The organism is Coleofasciculus sp. C1-SOL-03, assembly GCF_040220555.1.
Classification (GTDB): domain Bacteria; phylum Cyanobacteriota; class Cyanobacteriia; order Cyanobacteriales; family Coleofasciculaceae; genus Coleofasciculus.
The window spans coordinates 62,318-80,598 of sequence record NZ_JAVJUO010000074.1; the positions used below are offsets into that span (position 1 = coordinate 62,318).

The window sequence follows — 18,281 nt, forward strand, 5'->3', positions numbered from 1 at the left end:
CAGCTAGGGGTTAGAGAACTAAAGTTCTCACTACAAACATTCTTCAATCGCATCTGCCTCAGTTGGTAAAGCGGCGGTGAGGACTTCACTACCCTCCGGAGTGACTAAAACATCATTCTCAATCCGAATCCCACGCACATCAGCAAATTGAGCCAAACGATTCCAGTCAACCACATCTTGATACTTGGCGCGTCGTTCTGGATCATTTAAAATAGCTGGAACTTGATAGAATCCAGGTTCAATCGTCACTAGCATTCCCGATTGTAATGGTCGATCCAATCGCAGAAATCCTAAACCAAAGCGATCGCTCCTGACTCGCCCCTCTGCATATCCCGCTAAATCCCCTAAATCTTCCATATCATGCACATCTAAGCCCAGCAAATGCCCAACACCATGGGGAAAGAATAACGCATGAGCATCTCGTTCGACTAAATCTGATACCTGTCCCCGCAGAATCCCCAAATCCACTAATCCTTGAGTCAGGGTGGCGGCGGCTAACAGATGAATGTCGCGATATTCGACACCGGGATGAATTTTCTCAATACAAGCGTTATGGGCAGCTAAAACAGTATCGTAAATATCGCGCTGCGTCGCAGAAAATGTTCCGGTTACAGGGAAGGTACGAGTCACATCAGCTGCCCATCCCCTCTCCGTTTCCGCCCCCACATCCGCCAATAGTAAATCTCCGGGTTGCAAGGGATGGTGATACTGTTCATTGTGCAACACTTCGCCGTGAACCGTGACAATACTGCCATAAGCACAACTCATGTTGTGGGCAAGAATCACCCCTTCCATCGCCCCCCGGATTGTGGCTTCGTAGAGGCATGCTGTTGCCACATCTCTACCCCCGATTGCCTGCATTCCCGCTTTATGGGCAGCTACCGTCACGGCGGCGGCTTGGCGTAACTCGGATAATGCCTCCGCGTCGTGGCACAGTCGCAAGGATACAATCGCTTTAGCTAAGTCTCGGTCAATTCCTTCGGCGGCGTTAGCCCGGTTGACGCATCGATTTAACAGTTGTTCTTGCTGCTGATACGTCGCCCTATCTTGCACCGCCAGAGTGGCAGCATTGGCTGTGCGTGAGGCTAAGTCTGAGAACGGAAATGCCGCATCAGCACCAATTTGTTGGGCAATCTCCTCTCGTTTGGGCATTTCCCCATGCCAAAGGGTACTGGCTGGCGAGGGTTGATCCAGAAACAGTTCCAACCTGCCATGGTTGAGATAAATAGCAGCACCTTCCAACGGTAAACCTGCAAAGTAGAGAAAATGACTACTGGCGCGAAATGGAAACGGATTTGCCGGAAAGTTGCGCGGACAAGATTGTCCCGCCCAGAGAATGACGGGAAAATCAATAAGCTGGGCGAGACGAACTCGGCGATCGCGTAGGGTTGTGGCTAGGCTATTGTAGTTTTGCTGACTTTCCATTAACAGTTGTGTTAACCCATCACTGTATGATAACAAAACTGTTATATCTTAGAAGTCCAACCTGTAACTTGGAGTTCAGCGTGAGAGCCTGCTACTTTTTTATCCTATGGGTTAAAACTGTTGGTGTATATAAGGGAAATTCGCATCTGAGATTATTCAGGATCATCATCAGCAGTGGTGTCTATCCCTTCCGCTTCATACCGTTTTTCTGCCTCCGTTTTTTCTTCAGCGGCGTCTTGATCAGCGTCTATGACTGAATCGTTCTCAGTTGCCTGATTTTCATCTTGTGGCGTGGTTTCACTGATGGGTTTTACCAGTCCGCAGGAGGTCATCGTTAAACTGCCCATCATCAGCAGTAAGCTTAATGAAGCGAGAGACGTCCAAAGGGGTTTTCTCGTGTTTGGTTTTCCTGAAAACATGAGTCAGCCTTTATTTTTAGTCATCCATTTCGTTTTAAAGGACGCTCAAGCGACTCAAAAAGTTTCGTTAATCTCTTGTGTTTGGCTTAACTTTTTTTATTTTAAAATCGAAAAATATATTTGAATCAAAGCATGGCAGATTTCAGGTCTCAAGCAAGATCCCCGACTTCTCCAAGAAGTCGGGGATCTGTCTGTGTATTCTTTTTACTTTTTACTTGCTTGACATTAAGGTTTGAATACCGAACCGCTTACGCATTTATCGTTTCCCCCTCATCCCCTAACCTCTTCTCTTTCGGAGGGGAGACTTTCGCAGGGGAGAAGGGGAACCGGAACTATCCCTGACAGACTGGCTGATTTGAATCGATCACAATTGTCCCTAACCTCGTGTCATTTTGATATGATCCATAATCTGTTGCTTTCTCGAATCAGACTTGAGCGAAAAGCCGCGCTGAGGAATGGTGACTGATCGCTTGATGTGTTCCATGATCCGCTGTTTCCGTTGGTCTGAGTTAGCCATGTTGAGTCTATTGAATGTTACTGTATGTTAAGTTATTTTAATATATTCGTTAAGTAATGTGAACAGTTCCCCAAAATTAATGGACGATCATTCCGATTGGATTTACAGCTACCCGACACTAGAGACGGGGACGCTACTCAGACGCTACAAGCGGTTTTTTGCCGATATTCAGCTTACATCAGGAGAAACCATCGTCGCCCACTGTCCGAATACGGGTCCGATGACAGGGGTTTCCACTCCTGGAAGTTTAGTTCAGGTCTCCCGTAGTGATAACCCCAAGCGCAAATTAGCCTACACTTGGGAGATGATCCAAGTCAATGACACGAAACCAACTTGGGTGGGGATTAATACCGCCCTACCCAATCGGGTGATGAAGATCATTCTGGAACAAAAGCTGATTCCGGAACTAGCCAATCGCTACAGCCAAATTCGCCCCGAAGTGGTTTATGGCGCAAATCGGAAAAGTCGGGTTGATTTTGTACTGACGGGGGAGAATGACGCGCCTCCTATCTATTTGGAAATCAAAAATACAACGTGGGCGCAGGGAAGCTTAGCCTTATTTCCCGACACCGTAACCACACGGGGACAAAAGCACCTGCAAGAACTCCAGCAGTTACTTCCCCAAGCCAAGGCGATCATGCTTTATTTTATCAATCGGGGGGACTGCGATCGCTTTAGTCCAGGTGATAGTACTGACCCCGTTTATGGAAAACTTTTGCGAGAAGCGGTGACTCAGGGACTTGAGGTGTTACCCTGTCGTTTTGAGATTACTCCCCAAGGAATTCGCTATTTAGGGTTAGCCGAGTTGGTAATAAGTCCGGCTCTTTCAGACTAGCTATGATAAATTACTAAAAAATAATCTCCATCTCAGCCGAACTTACCCTCATGGTTAAACCCACTGAACCCGGAGGAGTTCCCTTGTCGCACTAGCCATCCCGACTGTATCCAGGACTTAACCCAACGTGCGATCGCTGACGGCTGGGTCGAATGCAAGAGAGGTGACGCGGCTGGCTTGTACGCTACATTTACCTCCGAAGAATTCCCGACATGTATGACGTTTGACAAGTTTATTCATGTTAAAATTCCTAAGTATTGAGCGGGCAACACTACTCGCCGTCACTTTATCTATCTCAAGCCATAGATACAACCTTCTTTATCAAAGCTTAAAAAAAAATAGTTTATGTTAACAAAAATGTATAGTTATGTAACGGTTTAACTCAGCGATCGCATCTCAAGACTCAATCCATTACCTCACCTAGTCGTTTGATTGCTCCTTGATAAATTCTTTGTGCGCTTGCCGAGGGAATTAGTGATTCTAGATATCGAAAGAAACTAAATAGTTAACGATTTGCCAAGTTCGGCTACCGCCTTGGGATTCGGTGTCTTATTCAAGCAAAAGACAAAAAGACAGCGAAAAAATTAGGAAAAGAGGTTGTCCTGAAGGAAACAAACATACTAAAAAAACTCGTTACCCTGGGGTCAAAAAAAGTAAAACCCACATTTTGCACGTCAAGTTGTAGCATGTAAAGTAGTACGTTAATGCTGGGTAGTGAATGTGATCGCTATCCCACCCAACGTTAACGTGCGATCGCTCCGGCTTGTAGTAAGGATTTTAGCCCTATATTCTGTTGGGTTTCCTGTCGTTAACCCAACCTACAACCTATCCCACAATTTTACAGACAGATCCCCGACTTCTCTAATAAATCAGGGATCTTGCTTGAGGCTATACCTGATCAACCTGAAATCTGCTGTAATCAAAAATCCCGAAACTTTTGCTGTTACAGCATTGTTATTATGGTTAATTAATTAACCGGACTTGATATCAGGGTTTCTGCATTGTGCAGCAAGTCCTAATGATTGTTTAGGCGGACTTGATGTCGGATCAAAAGCTAAACGTGGTGCGGATAGCCCCGATTACAATATCCTCATTATCATTATCGTGGTCAGGCGCAGTCAGCCAGATGATTCCCGGTGTGATGGCAATGTTATCAGTTAACTGATACTGATAAAACGCCTCAATGTGCAGCGACGTATCATCATCCTCCGTATCGATTCCGGCAATATTAACGCTAGAATCAGTCACTTTGGGTTCCATCCCCACCAAAATCGCGGCAACACTTCCTTCTTTGCCTAAATCCGGGAAGGCTAAATTAACCGCCCAATTCCAAATATCCAAGTCACCGCGATCAATTTGTCCACCCAAGGTTGAAAGGGTTGTGGTTTGGGTATAGCCCACCCAACCGCCAAGGGCAAAGCGATCGCTTAACCGCCATGATAGTTCTACACCGTAGGAATTGCTAGATGTGGGAACCGCATTCCCAATCAAGTCTTCGGTAAAACTGCGAAAATTGGAACGTCGGCTGCCAGTATCCGTGTCTCGATTGTAAGCATGAATATAGGTTAATCCAATATTCAGTTGATCACTCGGCTTAAACAAAATCTGGGCAAGCGCCCCGTAAGGACCATTAAATATGCCAGTATCGTCTCCGGGATCAGCCGCTTCACTCGCTAAATAGCCAGCACTAAGTTCCAGCTTGTCACCCAAGGCGTGATTAATCCCAATCCCTGCACCATCCAAATAATAATAGATAGAATGTCGTGTCCCAAAGCGAGACAGCGCCCCACTACCGCCATCACCATCCAGGAATGGATTAACGGTACTGGCAAAGTCATCAGACGCACCCGCATTGGCGTCAAGGACAACACGAGTATTTTCACCTAGGGGAAAATCATAGAGTAAGGCATCTATCACGACATCACTATCCGTTGCACCCGCAAAGAAAAGATCCCCTTCCGGTGTAATCGTCTGTTCGGTTAGAGAACCTAACCCTTCCGCTTGGAGTCGGGTTCTGAGGACATCTTCTCCCGTGAAACTGGTATTTAATTCTAGGCGGGTGCGATGACCAAAAATGGTGACATTATCGATATCATCGCCATTGGCATCCTCTCCCGCAGCCACGCCTGCTAAACCAAAGATGACTTCGCCCGATAGTTTGGTGGTTGTGGAAAACTGATTATCCTCTAAAAATGCCACTCGCCCTTCTAAATTATCCACCCGCGCTCCTAACGTGGCGAGTTCGGCTTCAAATTCCTGAATTAATCGTCGCAGGGTTTCTAAGTCACCTTCGTCAACACCGTCAGTCCCTGCAATTAAGCGTTCGATTTGCTGCAAACAGGCATTCAACCCGGCGGCAAATTCATAACGAGTCATAGCCCGGTTTCCTCGATAGGTGCCATCAGGATATCCCGCAATACAACCATAGCGTTCAACGAGCGATCGCAAGGCTTCATACGCCCAGTCTCCAGGCGATACATCCCGTAACTGAGAGACATTGGTGACTTGATCCAAGGCGTTTGTCTCGTTGCTGTAGTGGTTAATTTGTTCCCAGATCTCATCCCGGGAATCGCCATTATGATCAGGAACTTGGGCGATCTGGCTGATGGGATCGGATGTTTCGGTGTCTAGGTTGGCTGGAATCGCTAGGGGGGCTGTGGTTTGAAGCGAATCCACTTCTGTGGCGATCGCCCTCACTCCCACACCCAATATTGCTGCCAAAATTGTCGGACTAACTAGCCCATAGTTCCAGAGTTTTCTTGATTGTTTCATGTCCTCACACCTGATCTGTAATTGTTGAGAATTAATGGTTCCTTGATTTCACCAAGACAATGATTTTCATTATCAAAAGGAAACTATAGTCTGTCAATCCCCGTACCGGGGACATGACCAGTTTCTGGGCAATAAAAGGGGCCACCCTTGCCGTACTGCCTCCAAGCAAACCGCATGAAGGGTAAGCTGGCAGTCAAGCAGTTCCACGTCTTCAGCCATCGCTTGTTGTTGGCTAATCGTTAAAATTGACGGATCTTTGAACTCAATGGTTTGATGACACTGGAGACAGACAAGATGATGGTGATGTTTTAAACCCGAATAATTTAACTCATAATGCTTATGTCCTTCTGCTAGTTCTAGTTCCCGCAGCACACCGATGCGAACCATTAACTTAACAGTTCTGTAGACGGTGGACAGGCTGACCTGTTTTCCTTGCTCCTCTAACCAATCATGCAACTCTTCGACACTAAGATGCTCCCCTGGGGGAAGTTCTTGAAACACTTGCAGAATCGTTTCTCTCTGGGGAGTCATCCGCAAATTTCTGCGGTTGAGGGCTAATTTGAGGGAGTTTGCCGTTAAGACTTCACGCATTCAAAAATTCGTCATTTGTCTTATGTCAGGGCTGGAAAGCTATTTCCCTAACTTAATACGTTAGGTTTATGTCCAAACCCTTGATCGATCGTAGGGTGGGCATGTTTGGCTAGTTGTCCCTGGTGAACCGTTAGCCTCTGGCGTTGCTGGATTAGAGGTTGGCGGGTTACCACAGCTTGTCAGGGCAATCAGAGTCGCTGCTGCACCCGTGATCGACAAAAAACGAACCGATGACATTGTTAAGAAAATTTAGCAATAACTGGGTGAATGGTTCTTAGTCTACAGCTATTGATAGTATTTTGCAATAACTGAGGAAAAAATAACTATCGATCACAGGGGAATCACGTTAAACATACCCATACAGCCATTTTCCGCGATCGCATCTTGGTGGGGATGGAACATATACTCACCGGGGGTCTAAATAGTAGTCGGGGATCTGTTGCCTAATCTCAACCGTTAACTTTAATTGTGTCCACCTACTTATGCTAGACGTGCCATGGTACGTCTGGGTGCAGCTTTTCCTGATCACCGTAACTCCCGGAGAACCCCTACTTTTTGAGAGCCCTGTCACCCCCGGACATTCGCCAGTTTTTCCGATGGGAATTTGGCTGAGATTTACCCCATAACGTTGCACCCGATTCAATTAATTCTTGCTCAAGTTGCACAGCGTCCTCTACTATCGCTGCGGTCAAGTTCATCGTCTTAAGATAGACATTATAAGCGGCGACTGGCACATTTAAAACAGCACTCCAGGCTTCCTCTTGTTGGTGAAACGCCTGAAGTTTTGGCTGTTGTTCCGTGACTCCCTTGCCTATCTTCAATCCGCCTAATTCAATGGCTTGCGCCGATGGGGGTTGATCAATTAAACCCTGATAGTAATCTCCCACATCCAGCAATAAATCATAAACCTCTCTCGACAACCGTTTGCCAATGGGATGAGACAAATTACAGGTTAACATTGGCAGTACATGCCACGTTTGGGCTAGCAAATCTTGTCCAACGCCAGACAAATTAGCGGGAATCAGCAAATCAACAGAACTCAGAAAATCGGTGTTTAGTGAAAGAACCATAACCGAAACAACTTGCCACTCCGCTTCTGCGGCGACAGGGGATTCAGGTTCCTTAACAATCATCACATAGCGTGGTGGCGAATTTCCGGCTAAAAACCGTCGTGCTGAATCAGGAAATAGATTCTGTTGCTCTTGCCAAGACAACTCTAGAGGGCTATACACCGAACGATTAACCTCCCAGATTTCTCCAGGTTGAGGGGAGCGTTGGTTTAATGTTGAATTTTGAGGAAACCTGTATTCACTAGACTTTATACGCATTCGTTTACAGCTCCAGACGATACCATACTCTGCTTAAATGAGAAAGCAAACCACCTGAAACCTAGCCTACTCTAAATTACACCGAACTGCGTATCCAAATCGAGCGAGTTTACCAAAACTTCAAATCCTTTCCTCACGTAGATACACCTGATCTGCTGATGATTCTTGAAACCCCCTCAAGCCCCTACCAGTGACTTATGGCAAGACAATCCTTACCAAACTTGAGTGGAACGCCCTCGCTGAACCTTTTGAGCGCTTGTCGCTTTGATATCGGCTTGAATCGTTGCCGATTGCACCAAGCCTAACTCCTCAGCAAGGCGTTCTAGTAATTCGCGCCAACGTTTTGAGACAGCACTTTGCGTTTTTAAGCCCAAATCAGCCGCTAGTTGGACTTGAGTTTTGCCTTGTACCTTACCATACCAGAGTTTTTGATAACCCCGATTTGGATGACGTTTATCCAGCACTGAAATCGCATCAATGGCGCGACTAACTAAATCTGCACGTTCTACAGTATCCAACAAATCCAACTCATCCTGTATCGTTTCTAACAAAGGCAAATCCGTGCCTGGAATGGTTTGGTCTAAACTGATACAGTTTTGTCGTTTTTCCTTACGAACCAAGTCAATAATCGCAAAACGTGCCACCATTGCAGCCCAGTGGTAGAAGTCTTGGACATCCCCTTGGCGGAACTTTCCCGCCATTACAGCTTGAAATACTTTAGCATGGGCAGTTTGGGCAGCATCTTCCCAGGAAACAGCCGTACCTCTCGTATTTTTACGGGCAATTCTTTCAATTCTTCGTTGATGTTCCAAGTGGCTCAGAAGTTGTCCACAAACCAGACAATCTCCCTTGAGACAGCGTTTTATTGGGTCTTCAGGAAGAAGAGCGTGATTAAAGTGCTGAGTCATATCAAGTCTGGCTAAAGATTATATTATGTGCCTTGTTTCGTCAAATGGGTTGACTGTGTAGAAAATTTCACGGGTACAAGAGACTCCTACACAGATGTGTAGAAGTCATAGATGAGCTGAAAGCATTACATCATAGCAAAGGTGTGGCAAGATTGATCAAGAAATTATCAAACCTGCAGCTGACTAGGTAGAAAGACTTATGACTCCAGGTGGGTGGTTGTTGTTCCAATTTTTGGTCAAGCACCGGGTTATAATCGCAACGACTCAACTGACAACAAAACTTTTTTCGGGGATTTCGGAATAGTTGGCTCTTAGGATTCGTTACCGATCACTAGGTAAGGGAAGGGCAGCGGATGAGTTCCTCTCCTGCTTGTGCTGGTGAGGCTTCGCGAATAAAAATTAGTGGCGTCCAAAATCCCAGCATTAGCGTATTGATTTTCATGATTTTGTCTGACAAAAACAGATTCTACTCATTACTCGTCAGAAGAGAGTTAATTTTACGCAGAACATTGACTTTGTTTACAAAACGTTACTTCGACTGATTGTTTCGTTTATCCTGGCATAGGACATCAGTCAAGAAACCCGGTTTCTCGGAATACTTGACTGGTATTATAGACACCTTGCCCCCTACAGTTGGATATAGCACATCAGCTTGGAAACTGCCATATAATTATGCAAAACGTGATTCTGAATTGGTCGATCTCCCTGGTTTTATTAACCTTGACAGTCGCTTGCATGAGTAATCAGTATGTTCCCTATCGCCCAGTTATTCGCTCGCAAGATGAGTTAGTGGTTTCCAATTCGGCTGTTAACTCAGAACACCGAGAAAATATCAAGCGAGTCTTTGATTTTTATAGTGTTTCTTATCGCGAAGAGAATGGACAAATCCTGATCCCAGCTAAAGTTTGGCAAGATCGGGAACTGATGTGGAACTATACGACAAAGGCGAATGACCCTGAATGGCTACGTCAACAAGAAGAAGATGGTCATATTAAGTCCACGCCCTAAAAAATGTATTTGTCTGCCAATTCGCCGCCGTGCGCTGTTCAATCGCCGCCAATTCCATCTCATCCAACGGCTGAAAACGGCTGGCTACCTCCACATTTGACTCTAACTGTGGCACATCTTCTGCCGCAATCACCGCACAGTGAACCCCGGATTGAGAGAGAGTATATCCCAGCGCCTGGTGCATCCCGTCTAAAGCACCGGATTTAAACAACCGCCCATACGCTGGGACTTTCATGGCAATCACACCCACCTTTTGCTTTCGCGCAACGGGTAAAATTGTGGGAATAAATGGACGGGGGTGATGTTTATCCGCCGCATTAATACAAACTAGGGTAGTATCAAAAGGATAACGCTGCAATCCAGCCGCAATCACATCGGGTTCGTGATGTCCAGTAATCCCAGAGTATTTAATCAAGTTTTGGGCTTTGGCTTCTTCGATCGCTTTAGCAGCCCCGGTTGAACTAAAAATCGTATCGAGTTCTTCATGAAAGGAGACGTGGTGCAATTGCCACAAGTCCAAATAATCCGTATTCAAGCGTTTGAGCGATCGCTCCAAATCCCGCCACGCGCCATCGCGATCGCGGGCGGCGGTTTTACTGGCGAGAAACACCTGCTGTCGGTAGTTTGGTAAGATTTTACCGAGATAGCCTTCACTCGGTCCATAACTCGCCGCCGTATCGAAGTAACGAATCCCTAATTCTAACGCCCGTTGAATAATCGCCAACGCCTCCGCTTCTTTGTTCGGTTTGGATAAGGGTGTCTTCCCTGCCCCTCCTAAGCCTAAAATCGGCACAGAAACCCCTGTATCTCCTAACATCCGTTCTGGCATTGTGGTGGTTCCAGAGACTGACATGGCGAGGGTTTCCGCTGATTGCTGTTGAGAAGCTGAGGGTTGATTTTGTTTCCACGCCGCACTTCCCACAATTCCACCCGCTACCGCCATACCCGTTAAGAGAAATGTGCGTCGGTTCGTTTTTTCGGACATATACTGCACCTCCAGACTTTCTTCCCATTGTGCTGACTTTGCTTAACTTTGCAATAAGTGAGGAGAGGGAACCGGGAACCGGGAACAGAAGGGATTGAGTCGGGGCGGGTTTAGTTACATCCGGGGTGAGGTACGAAATGGTAGTCGTAAAACCCGCCCCTACAGGGAGCATCCCAATTTTGCAAGAAGACAATGGGAAGGGAAAATTATTCGCGATTTTTTATCACGAATCAAGTCGCGACTAGGCGGAGGCTGTCATAACGGGGACGATGATTGTAATTAGGGAACACCTTTATGACAATGACACCCGAAGGCAAAAAACTAATAGCCGACCATGTTAAGGCGATAGCCAAAATACTTTATAATACTCCAGCGGATAAAATTGAAACGTTCGAGGGTATTGAAACAATAGAAGTGGGTTACAGCACTCATCATCGCCAAGTTCAGAAAGTAGACAACCCGTACATCAGCCTCAAACCCTTACAAATGACAAATGACAAAAAATAAAAAACCCTTTTTCCTATTCCTGTTTACCCTGTTCCTGACTCTCCTCCTCGCCCTCCCTTGGGTTAGCGCCCAAGAACCACCCAAACCTAAGCCGCAAGCTTGGCAGATTGAGGGGATAGTCGCTGCCCTTGATGATAGTCATGACGAAGTGAAGAAATATGCTTTCAAAAAGTTAGCTAAATATGAAACTAAAGACTTGAAATTGGTGGTTAATAAATCAGAGGATATTGCACAGAAAGTTGCCGAAATTCTCAACGATGACAAAGTTGACCCATGGGTTCGTGTCTCAGCGGCTGAAGCACTATACAATCTGGGAGAAACTGGCGCTCAATACATCCCTGAGATTCTCAACTTCCTCAAGGATGAAACTGTTGACTCAGGAGTTCGTGGCTGGGCGGCTAGAGCATTAGGCAATTTGGGGAAAGCTAGGGTTCAATATATCCCTGAGATTCTCAACATCCTCAAGGATGAAACCATTGACTCAGAAGTTCGCGTCTCGGCGGCTAATATATTAATCAATTTGGGGGAATCTGGGGCTATATACGCTCCTGAGATTGCCAACATTCTTCAGGATAAAACTGTTAACTCAAGAGTTCGTGGCTCAGCGGCTGATATATTAGGTAATCTGGGGGAAGTTGGGGCTATATACGCTCCTGAGATTGCCAACATTCTTCAGGATAAAACGGTTTCTTCAAGACTTCGTAAATCGATGGCTAGAGCATTAGGTAATTTTGGGAAAGCTGGGGCTATATACATCCCGGAGATTCTCAATATTCTCCAGGATAAAACCGTTGATTTAGGATGTTTACTCACACGTTCGTAACTCGGCGGCTGAAGCATTAGGTAAACTGGGAGAAGCTGGCGCTGTATACATCCCTGAGATTCTCAACTTCCTCCAGGATGAAACCGTTGATATAGTAGTTCGTAGCTTTACGGCTTCTGCATTAGGCAATGTCGCGGCTTCTGCATTAGGCAATGTCCGAAAACTGGAGTTAAACGAAGTTGTTGTCATTCTACATAATGTTTATGAGCTAAATCTAGCAGGCTGGGAACAAGGGCGAAATCAGTCAGACCTGGAGTTAATATTACGGGAAGGTGCGATTTCGCAAAATTATGTAGATTCTGAAGGGTATTTACAATTACGATTTTTAATCTATTTCTTGAGTGGTGGTAATGATGAAGTAAAAACCCTGCTGAAATGGCTAGGCTATCCTAAAACAACTCCCACATCACTCAACTACTCAGACGGTAAAAAAACACTGGAACTGTTTCTCCAAGTCTGGGAAAACGCTCAGAAATTGCCACTACTTCAAAAAGACTTAGCCGAAAAGATAGCAATAGTTACCCGCCTTGTCCCTTGGAAATCCCAGGATATTGATTTACTGCAACGCCATTACAATAACCTCAAAGCCGGAAACTTCACCCAAGCCGATGTTGTGGAGTCAGTCATCCTCAACCTGAAGGGTGAAAAGTGGTTTTTACAGCATAATTCAGGTTGATAAAGTACAGTATATCCAAGCCAGATCCCCGACTTCTTGGATAGGAAAACTGACCTACATCCCTCAAAACCAGGTTTCCTCGAACGACGTGAAGAGTCAACAATGAACAATGAACAATCAACAATCAACAATCAACACTTAATGTCCACACCCCATCCCAATCGGGAGGCGGTGGCGAGTCTAGCCAATACAAACAGCGCTGGATATGTAGTCTCGCCGCCTTATCAGCGCCATCCATTGCCAAAACCTGGGAAAATTCCCCAATCGCCAGGGCAAATTGTTGGTTTAGGTAATAGCGACGCCCTTTTTCATAATGGTCTATAATCTGTTCTTGTTGAGGGGAAAGTGACTGGGAACGAAGTCCCATAAGTTCATATATAGCGAGGGATTGGGGTTTACGCTTCACCGGGAGGCGATCCAGTTCTCGCACCCAGACGCGATCGCGACAGTGTTTATAAATTGTTTCGCTAATAATAATGTCACAGCCATAATCGCGACTGACTTGTTCCAGTAATGAGGTAAAGTTGACAAGATCACCGGATAAAGGGGGTTGAGAACCATTCTGGTTTAGATGGATTCTCCCGACATGAATACCAATACCCAGGCGAGGCATTAGCTGATTTGCGGTCAAATGGCTAGAATTAAACTCAGCTAACTGTTGGCGCATATCTATCGCCGTTTGCACCGCATACCAGGCGCGATCGCTTACGGGTAAGGAGGTATCAAACACAGCAATTAGAGCATCACCAATATATTGATTTAAAGTGCCTTGATACTTCAAGACCGTTTGTACCATCAATTCACAATATTGATTAAGCATGGAAACAACGGTTTCCGCTTCCATATCGTCCATCAAGCTGGTATAGCCTTGAATATTGGCGCATAAAATTGCTACATTGGGGTGAGAAAATAACTGGATATCATATTTTTTCCGAAATTCCTGGGTAAGTTCCTGGCTGACTTGGTGATAGGTTGGCAGTTGAGCAGAACTCGTGGACTTAATTTCGTTGAGAACGACGACGAGTCCATAAAAATTCTGCGATCCATTGTTCTCCGCAATTGACCGAATTGATAAATCAATCGGCTGTTCCTGATCCTCGGCAATAACCGTATGAGGGGCGTGATAGTCCTGGCGTTCTGTTAAAGCGCCTTGGACTAAATGGGCAAAGTTACTCTCTTTCACCTGAATAAAATCACCAATCCAACGCCCTTCCACCCCATCTAAATCACTACTTTTGAGTAGCTGATGCGCTTTTTCGTTGACGGTAATAATTCGCCCTTTGGTATCGGTATAAATCACGCCATTATCCAGGGTCTTTAAAATAAGCTGTTGAATCTTTTCCTGCTGTTTCAGCGACGCGAATTGGCGGGAATTTTGCAAAGCAATCCCCACTTGCAGCGCCAAGGCACCCATTAATTGTTGATCGGCTTGACTAAAGCTTGCCTTAAACATATCGGGTGGGATGGGCCAACTATCGGGATCATACGCCGGAAAATAGCCCCGTTTCTTTTTATTAATTAATTCCAATACTCCCAATACTTGCTTATCCGGAGTCAAAATGGGCATATAGAGTAAACTACAGGTACGATACCCAGTATGGCAATCCCTTTTTTTAATCCGATCAACACCCGGATAGATATAGAGGTCAAAGGGGATATTTAAGGCTTTTCCCGACTCAGCCACTTTACCGACAAAGCCAACGCCAATCCCGTGACGCTTCTCGTAAGTAGAACCCTCCTCTGTTTCTATCATTGTCCACAGTTCCTGGCGTTCCTGATCGATGAGCCATAAGCGACTGCGATCGGCATTCATTAACTCCTTGGCTTCTTGAATAATTAGCTGACTGATCGCATCAATATTTAATCCGCCTTGGCTAATCGTATGAATGGCTTTAATAAAACCAATAAAAACCTCTTGTTTCTTAATTTCTGCATACAGCGCCTGACATCGCTCCACCGTTGAGCGAATCCACGCACTTGCCTGATAAAATCGCTTTTCATCGTCTTGAGTAAATCCCTGATTGTCAATCCTCTTCTCTAAAGGATGATCGGGGTTTGCCTCGGGTTTTAATTTGTTGATTAATTGCACAAAGGCAACAACATTTTTTTGTTTAGTCGATAAGGGTAGAGATAATAAATTATAAACGATATAATCAAAGGATCGCGGTAGCTCTATGCCATGTTCTTCCCGGTAAAACTGACACTCAAACGGATTTTTGACAAAACGCTGTACGTTAGCTATTCCGCCAATCCCAGTTGTATTGGGAATTCTTAACTCTTTCGGCTGGGAAGAGTTGGGTGTTAAAACCAGACATTGCTCTGGATCATATCGGTCTAATAAAAAAACATTAACCCGATCAACACGGATAATTTTCTTGAAGCACTGAGCGACTTCTATTAACATTTCTGTTAATATAAAACTTAAGTCCTGGTAATTTGACATCCGTATAGATCCTCCCTTTGCTCGAACCAGGCAGTTGCCCATGTAAGCCGCTTCTCAAGGTTTATCGGGTAAGATGCTTCTGATACGATGCGATTTGGCGCAACCGCTCTAGCTACAATCTTGACATGCCCGTGACCTATCAACCATACTACCCGTACTGTAGCCATTTTTCTGCCTGATTAGTCAACGATTCCCATTCGTTGAGGCGGAAAAAATCGTTTAGTCACCTTTCCCAGAATATTCCGTCGGGGAAGAAAACCCCAATCCTGACTATCATAGCTGTGGTTCCGGTTATCTCCCAAGACGAAATAAGAATTGGCGGGAACGGTGATGGGACTAAAAGGGTCGTGATCACCTCCTTGACGATAGTGCTCGTCTAGAGGCTGAGAATTGATATAAACTGTTCCATTGTCAATCTCTACCCGTTCTCCAGGTAAACCAATAATGCGCTGCACAAATGCGTCTCGAAAATGGTTGTCTTGCAAGGATTGCGGCGGTAAAAATAGGACAACATCTCCCCGTTGGAGGGATTGAAAATGATAAATTTGTTTATCCACAATCACGCGATCGCCTGTTTGTAACGTTGGCTTCATCTCGTTCGTGGTAATACCATGAATATCAGCGATATGTGTGGTAACTAGGAACACCTGGATAGAAATTAAGATAGAAAATAGAATCGAAGCAATTGCCATGCAAAAAATAGGGAGTTGATTGCGTTCACGACGAACAGTTGTGGCAATATAAGCGTGATAAAAAACGAAAGCTTTGAAGAGTATCGGGACGAGATGAACCAACAGAGAAATAACAAAAAAACTAAAACATAGAACACTTAACCACAGGCGATTAATATATAAATGACCTGCACCAGGAACCAGGCGGGAGAGAAAGACCGCCAGCCAAGGATCTTTGTGACGGGTTCTGCTTTTCTCAAAACTGGGCGGATTCGCTTTCTTGACACAGTCATAAGCATCTACGATTCCCCAGATACTTAAGGCAAAAGTCGCCATTAATAGAACTTCTCCGATAAAAATATTGCCGAGTTGACTTAAGATTAACCATCCACTTAAAGCATATAACCCGACTTGCGTGATAATTAAACTATGCCCTCGGATAATCTTTCCGGCATAAAGCTGACCAATTCCGGGAAAAAATAGGGATAAGTTAACCGCTAACCACGGTTCTTTTACTGAACTCGCTGAGGAAGGGGGCTGGAATTGAGACATAGGGCTTGCCTTCGATATCGGTATAGTCCAGTAGATACCCCAGGTTAAGATGCTGACTTTAACAAAAGTCTAAGAGAGCGGCTTCACTATAACCAGTAAACCAGGAGAGTGACAAGTTAATTTGAATATCTTTATAAAAATTTATCAAAACAGCCTATACTTTAAAATAACGATAAAGTTAATCATTTTTTTATGTTCATCCTTTTGAGTGAACAAAGAAATAAAAATGGCATTTAAACTCGAAACCGTTATTCCCTGGGGACGTTCCCTAGACGAATATGTCAGAATGTTTGACCTGCAACCCGATGAACTCAAATTCACCCTACTCGATTGTGCAGGGGGACCAGCTAGCTTTAATGCGGAGATGACGCGCCAAGGCTATACTGTGATCTCCTGTGATCCAATCTATCAGTTTCCGGCTAAGGAGATAAAACGACGAATTCAAGAGGTTTATCCAACGGTAATTGATGGGGTAACAGCGAATCGTGATAACTATGTGTGGCAGACGATTGAATCTCCCGAAGCATTAGGACAAATCCGTCTCTCAGCCATGGAACAATTTGTTGACGACTTATCAATGGGGATTGAACAAGGACGGTACATTAACGCGGCGTTACCTATTTTACCGTTTACAATGAATCAATTTAATTTAGCGGTTTGTTCTCACTTCCTTTTTAGCTATTCTGACTTGTTATCTCTAGAGTTTCACTTAAATTCAATTCGGGAATTGTGTCGGGTAGCAGATCAGGTGCGAATTTTTCCTTTGGTGGATATTTCCGGAGAGATATCACCTCACTTATCCCCCGTTATCCGAGAGTTCAACAACCAAGGATATAACCTGGAAATCAAGCAGGTTGCTTATGAATTTCAAAAAGGAGGAAACCAAATGTTACAAGTAACAGAGAATGTAGAGACGTGCCATGGCGCGTCTGAATGTTGACTATATTAAGTTCTGTAAATAGCCCTCAAACCCTTACAAAGGACAAAGGACAAATGACAAATGACGATCTTCACCGTTAACTTTTATTGTGCCTACCTACTTAACCGTTGCAAAAACTCTTGATGCTGGCTACTCGCTAACCCCGCTTGCAACGTCGCCATAACTCCAAGCATATCCCCCGCTAAAAGCGCCGTAACTCCCAACCATAACCCCGGAAAAACTTGACTGCGGATAATTCCCTCTGCATCAGGTGCAACAGAACTATACTCCTCTTCCTGCAATGAAAACCAATCAAAACGCTGATCAATAACCTGCCAAACCAGATATTCTTTCACCCCATTGCGACGATAAACTCGTTTTTTATCCCGCAGATCAATTGAAGCCGTACTCGCGGCAATTTCAGCCACCAGTTCCGGTGCGCCTTTAATATAGCCTTGGTTGTCAAGACAACTTTGACCCCCGCAATTGTTATCAATTAGCAAAACTGCATCGGGTTGGGGTTCATTATCAAGATCCAGACGAATTGTCGGATTATCGCCTAAACGTGCACCCGGAGTCGCAATTTTATAGTTTCCTAGCCAAAGGAGTATATTAGCATGAGGTTCAGCGTGAGGTTCAAACCTTAAAGGCGATGCTATGTAAACAATTCCTTCAATCAGTTCCGCTTTTTTCAGATGAGGCATCGCTGTATAACGCCGCTCAAATTCTGCACGAGAAAGCTTATCTCCATTTTCGAGGAATGGAATCGTGATGGGGTTCTGATTCGTGGGAGCAATCATAGCTTTTATCCTGTTTCTTTAAGTCATTTGTTATTTGTCATTTGTCATTTGTCATTTGTCATTCGTCATTCGTCATTCGTCATTCGTCATTCGTCATTCGTC

The 18,281-nt window shown here is 44.9% G+C and carries 19 protein-coding genes and 1 pseudogene; 7 read left to right on the forward strand and 13 right to left on the reverse strand.

The window, feature by feature from the left end:
- Positions 1-30: 30 nt before the first annotated feature.
- The 3 genes from RIE73_RS12590 to RIE73_RS12600 all read right to left on the reverse strand — a co-directional run bounded on the left by RIE73_RS12590 (position 31) and on the right by RIE73_RS12600 (position 2,361).
- A complete protein-coding gene (locus tag RIE73_RS12590) occupies positions 31-1,425 on the reverse strand; it encodes an aminopeptidase P family protein (RefSeq protein ID WP_446401495.1) in 1,395 nt (464 codons plus the stop codon).
- A gap of 152 nt (positions 1,426-1,577) precedes the next feature.
- The gene (locus RIE73_RS12595) at positions 1,578-1,757 is read right to left on the reverse strand and encodes a hypothetical protein (RefSeq protein ID WP_446401496.1); all 180 of its coding nucleotides are present in this window, start codon (positions 1,755-1,757) and stop codon (positions 1,578-1,580) included.
- Positions 1,758-2,220: 463 nt separating this feature from the next.
- Positions 2,221-2,361, reverse strand: a complete 141-nt coding sequence (locus RIE73_RS12600; protein WP_446401497.1) for a hypothetical protein — start codon at positions 2,359-2,361, stop codon at positions 2,221-2,223.
- A 79-nt stretch (positions 2,362-2,440) separates the two neighbouring features.
- On the opposite strand from RIE73_RS12600, the gene sfsA reads away from it, so the two are divergent.
- Complete coding sequence (gene sfsA / locus RIE73_RS12605) at positions 2,441-3,196, forward strand: DNA/RNA nuclease SfsA (RefSeq protein WP_446401498.1); 756 nt, start codon at positions 2,441-2,443, stop codon at positions 3,194-3,196.
- A 117-nt stretch (positions 3,197-3,313) separates the two neighbouring features.
- On the opposite strand, the gene RIE73_RS12610 is transcribed toward sfsA, so the two are convergent.
- On the reverse strand, positions 3,314-3,436 hold the full coding sequence (locus RIE73_RS12610; RefSeq protein WP_446401499.1) for a hypothetical protein: 123 nt from the start codon (positions 3,434-3,436) through the stop codon (positions 3,314-3,316).
- A 273-nt stretch (positions 3,437-3,709) separates the two neighbouring features.
- Here RIE73_RS12610 and RIE73_RS12615 point away from each other — a divergent pair, with 273 nt between their 5' ends.
- Complete coding sequence (locus tag RIE73_RS12615; RefSeq protein ID WP_446401554.1) at positions 3,710-3,784, forward strand: PEP-CTERM sorting domain-containing protein; 75 nt, start codon at positions 3,710-3,712, stop codon at positions 3,782-3,784.
- A 459-nt stretch (positions 3,785-4,243) separates the two neighbouring features.
- On the opposite strand, the gene RIE73_RS12620 is transcribed toward RIE73_RS12615, so the two are convergent.
- From RIE73_RS12620 to RIE73_RS12635, 4 genes are all read right to left on the reverse strand, one after another.
- Positions 4,244-5,968: an iron uptake porin gene (locus RIE73_RS12620; protein WP_446401500.1), complete on the reverse strand. Its 1,725-nt coding sequence runs from the start codon at positions 5,966-5,968 to the stop codon at positions 4,244-4,246.
- Between the two features lie 93 nt (positions 5,969-6,061).
- Positions 6,062-6,559: a Fur family transcriptional regulator gene (locus RIE73_RS12625; protein ID WP_446401501.1), complete on the reverse strand. Its 498-nt coding sequence runs from the start codon at positions 6,557-6,559 to the stop codon at positions 6,062-6,064.
- A gap of 548 nt (positions 6,560-7,107) precedes the next feature.
- Positions 7,108-7,887: a hypothetical protein gene (locus RIE73_RS12630; RefSeq protein WP_446401502.1), complete on the reverse strand. Its 780-nt coding sequence runs from the start codon at positions 7,885-7,887 to the stop codon at positions 7,108-7,110.
- Positions 7,888-8,099: 212 nt separating this feature from the next.
- A complete protein-coding gene (locus tag RIE73_RS12635) occupies positions 8,100-8,795 on the reverse strand; it encodes a sigma-70 family RNA polymerase sigma factor (RefSeq protein ID WP_446401503.1) in 696 nt (231 codons plus the stop codon).
- Between the two features lie 735 nt (positions 8,796-9,530).
- On the opposite strand from RIE73_RS12635, the gene RIE73_RS12640 reads away from it, so the two are divergent.
- Positions 9,531-9,803, forward strand: a complete 273-nt coding sequence (locus RIE73_RS12640; protein ID WP_446401504.1) for a hypothetical protein — start codon at positions 9,531-9,533, stop codon at positions 9,801-9,803.
- On the opposite strand, the gene RIE73_RS12645 is transcribed toward RIE73_RS12640, so the two are convergent.
- Positions 9,787-10,788 (reverse strand): aldo/keto reductase, encoded by a 1,002-nt coding sequence (locus RIE73_RS12645; RefSeq protein ID WP_446401505.1) that lies wholly within the window; start codon positions 10,786-10,788, stop codon positions 9,787-9,789. The two genes, RIE73_RS12640 and RIE73_RS12645, sit on opposite strands and share 17 nt — an antisense overlap.
- A 294-nt stretch (positions 10,789-11,082) precedes the next feature.
- On the opposite strand from RIE73_RS12645, the pseudogene RIE73_RS12650 reads away from it, so the two are divergent.
- Positions 11,083-11,196, forward strand: a pseudogene (locus RIE73_RS12650) (ISKra4 family transposase); the annotation flags it as partial.
- 85 nt (positions 11,197-11,281) lie between these two features.
- The gene (locus RIE73_RS12655) at positions 11,282-12,118 is read left to right on the forward strand and encodes a HEAT repeat domain-containing protein (protein ID WP_446401506.1); all 837 of its coding nucleotides are present in this window, start codon (positions 11,282-11,284) and stop codon (positions 12,116-12,118) included.
- Here the strand turns inward: RIE73_RS12655 and RIE73_RS12660 are convergent.
- On the reverse strand, positions 12,101-12,307 hold the full coding sequence (locus RIE73_RS12660) for a hypothetical protein (RefSeq protein ID WP_446401507.1): 207 nt from the start codon (positions 12,305-12,307) through the stop codon (positions 12,101-12,103). The genes RIE73_RS12655 and RIE73_RS12660 overlap by 18 nt on opposite strands.
- 148 nt (positions 12,308-12,455) lie before the next feature.
- Here RIE73_RS12660 and RIE73_RS12665 point away from each other — a divergent pair, with 148 nt between their 5' ends.
- Complete coding sequence (locus RIE73_RS12665) at positions 12,456-12,794, forward strand: hypothetical protein (protein ID WP_446401508.1); 339 nt, start codon at positions 12,456-12,458, stop codon at positions 12,792-12,794.
- Positions 12,795-12,918: 124 nt separating this feature from the next.
- Here the strand turns inward: RIE73_RS12665 and RIE73_RS12670 are convergent, their stop codons facing one another.
- Positions 12,919-15,237, reverse strand: a complete 2,319-nt coding sequence (locus tag RIE73_RS12670; RefSeq protein ID WP_446401509.1) for a GAF domain-containing protein — start codon at positions 15,235-15,237, stop codon at positions 12,919-12,921.
- Between the two features lie 179 nt (positions 15,238-15,416).
- Positions 15,417-16,460, reverse strand: a complete 1,044-nt coding sequence (gene lepB / locus RIE73_RS12675; protein ID WP_446401510.1) for a signal peptidase I — start codon at positions 16,458-16,460, stop codon at positions 15,417-15,419.
- A 226-nt stretch (positions 16,461-16,686) separates the two neighbouring features.
- On the opposite strand from lepB, the gene RIE73_RS12680 reads away from it, so the two are divergent.
- Complete coding sequence (locus RIE73_RS12680; RefSeq protein WP_446401511.1) at positions 16,687-17,400, forward strand: SAM-dependent methyltransferase; 714 nt, start codon at positions 16,687-16,689, stop codon at positions 17,398-17,400.
- A gap of 92 nt (positions 17,401-17,492) precedes the next feature.
- Here RIE73_RS12680 and RIE73_RS12685 read toward each other — a convergent pair whose 3' ends face one another.
- Positions 17,493-18,179 (reverse strand): Uma2 family endonuclease, encoded by a 687-nt coding sequence (locus tag RIE73_RS12685; protein WP_446401512.1) that lies wholly within the window; start codon positions 18,177-18,179, stop codon positions 17,493-17,495.
- Positions 18,180-18,281: the final 102 nt, after the last annotated feature.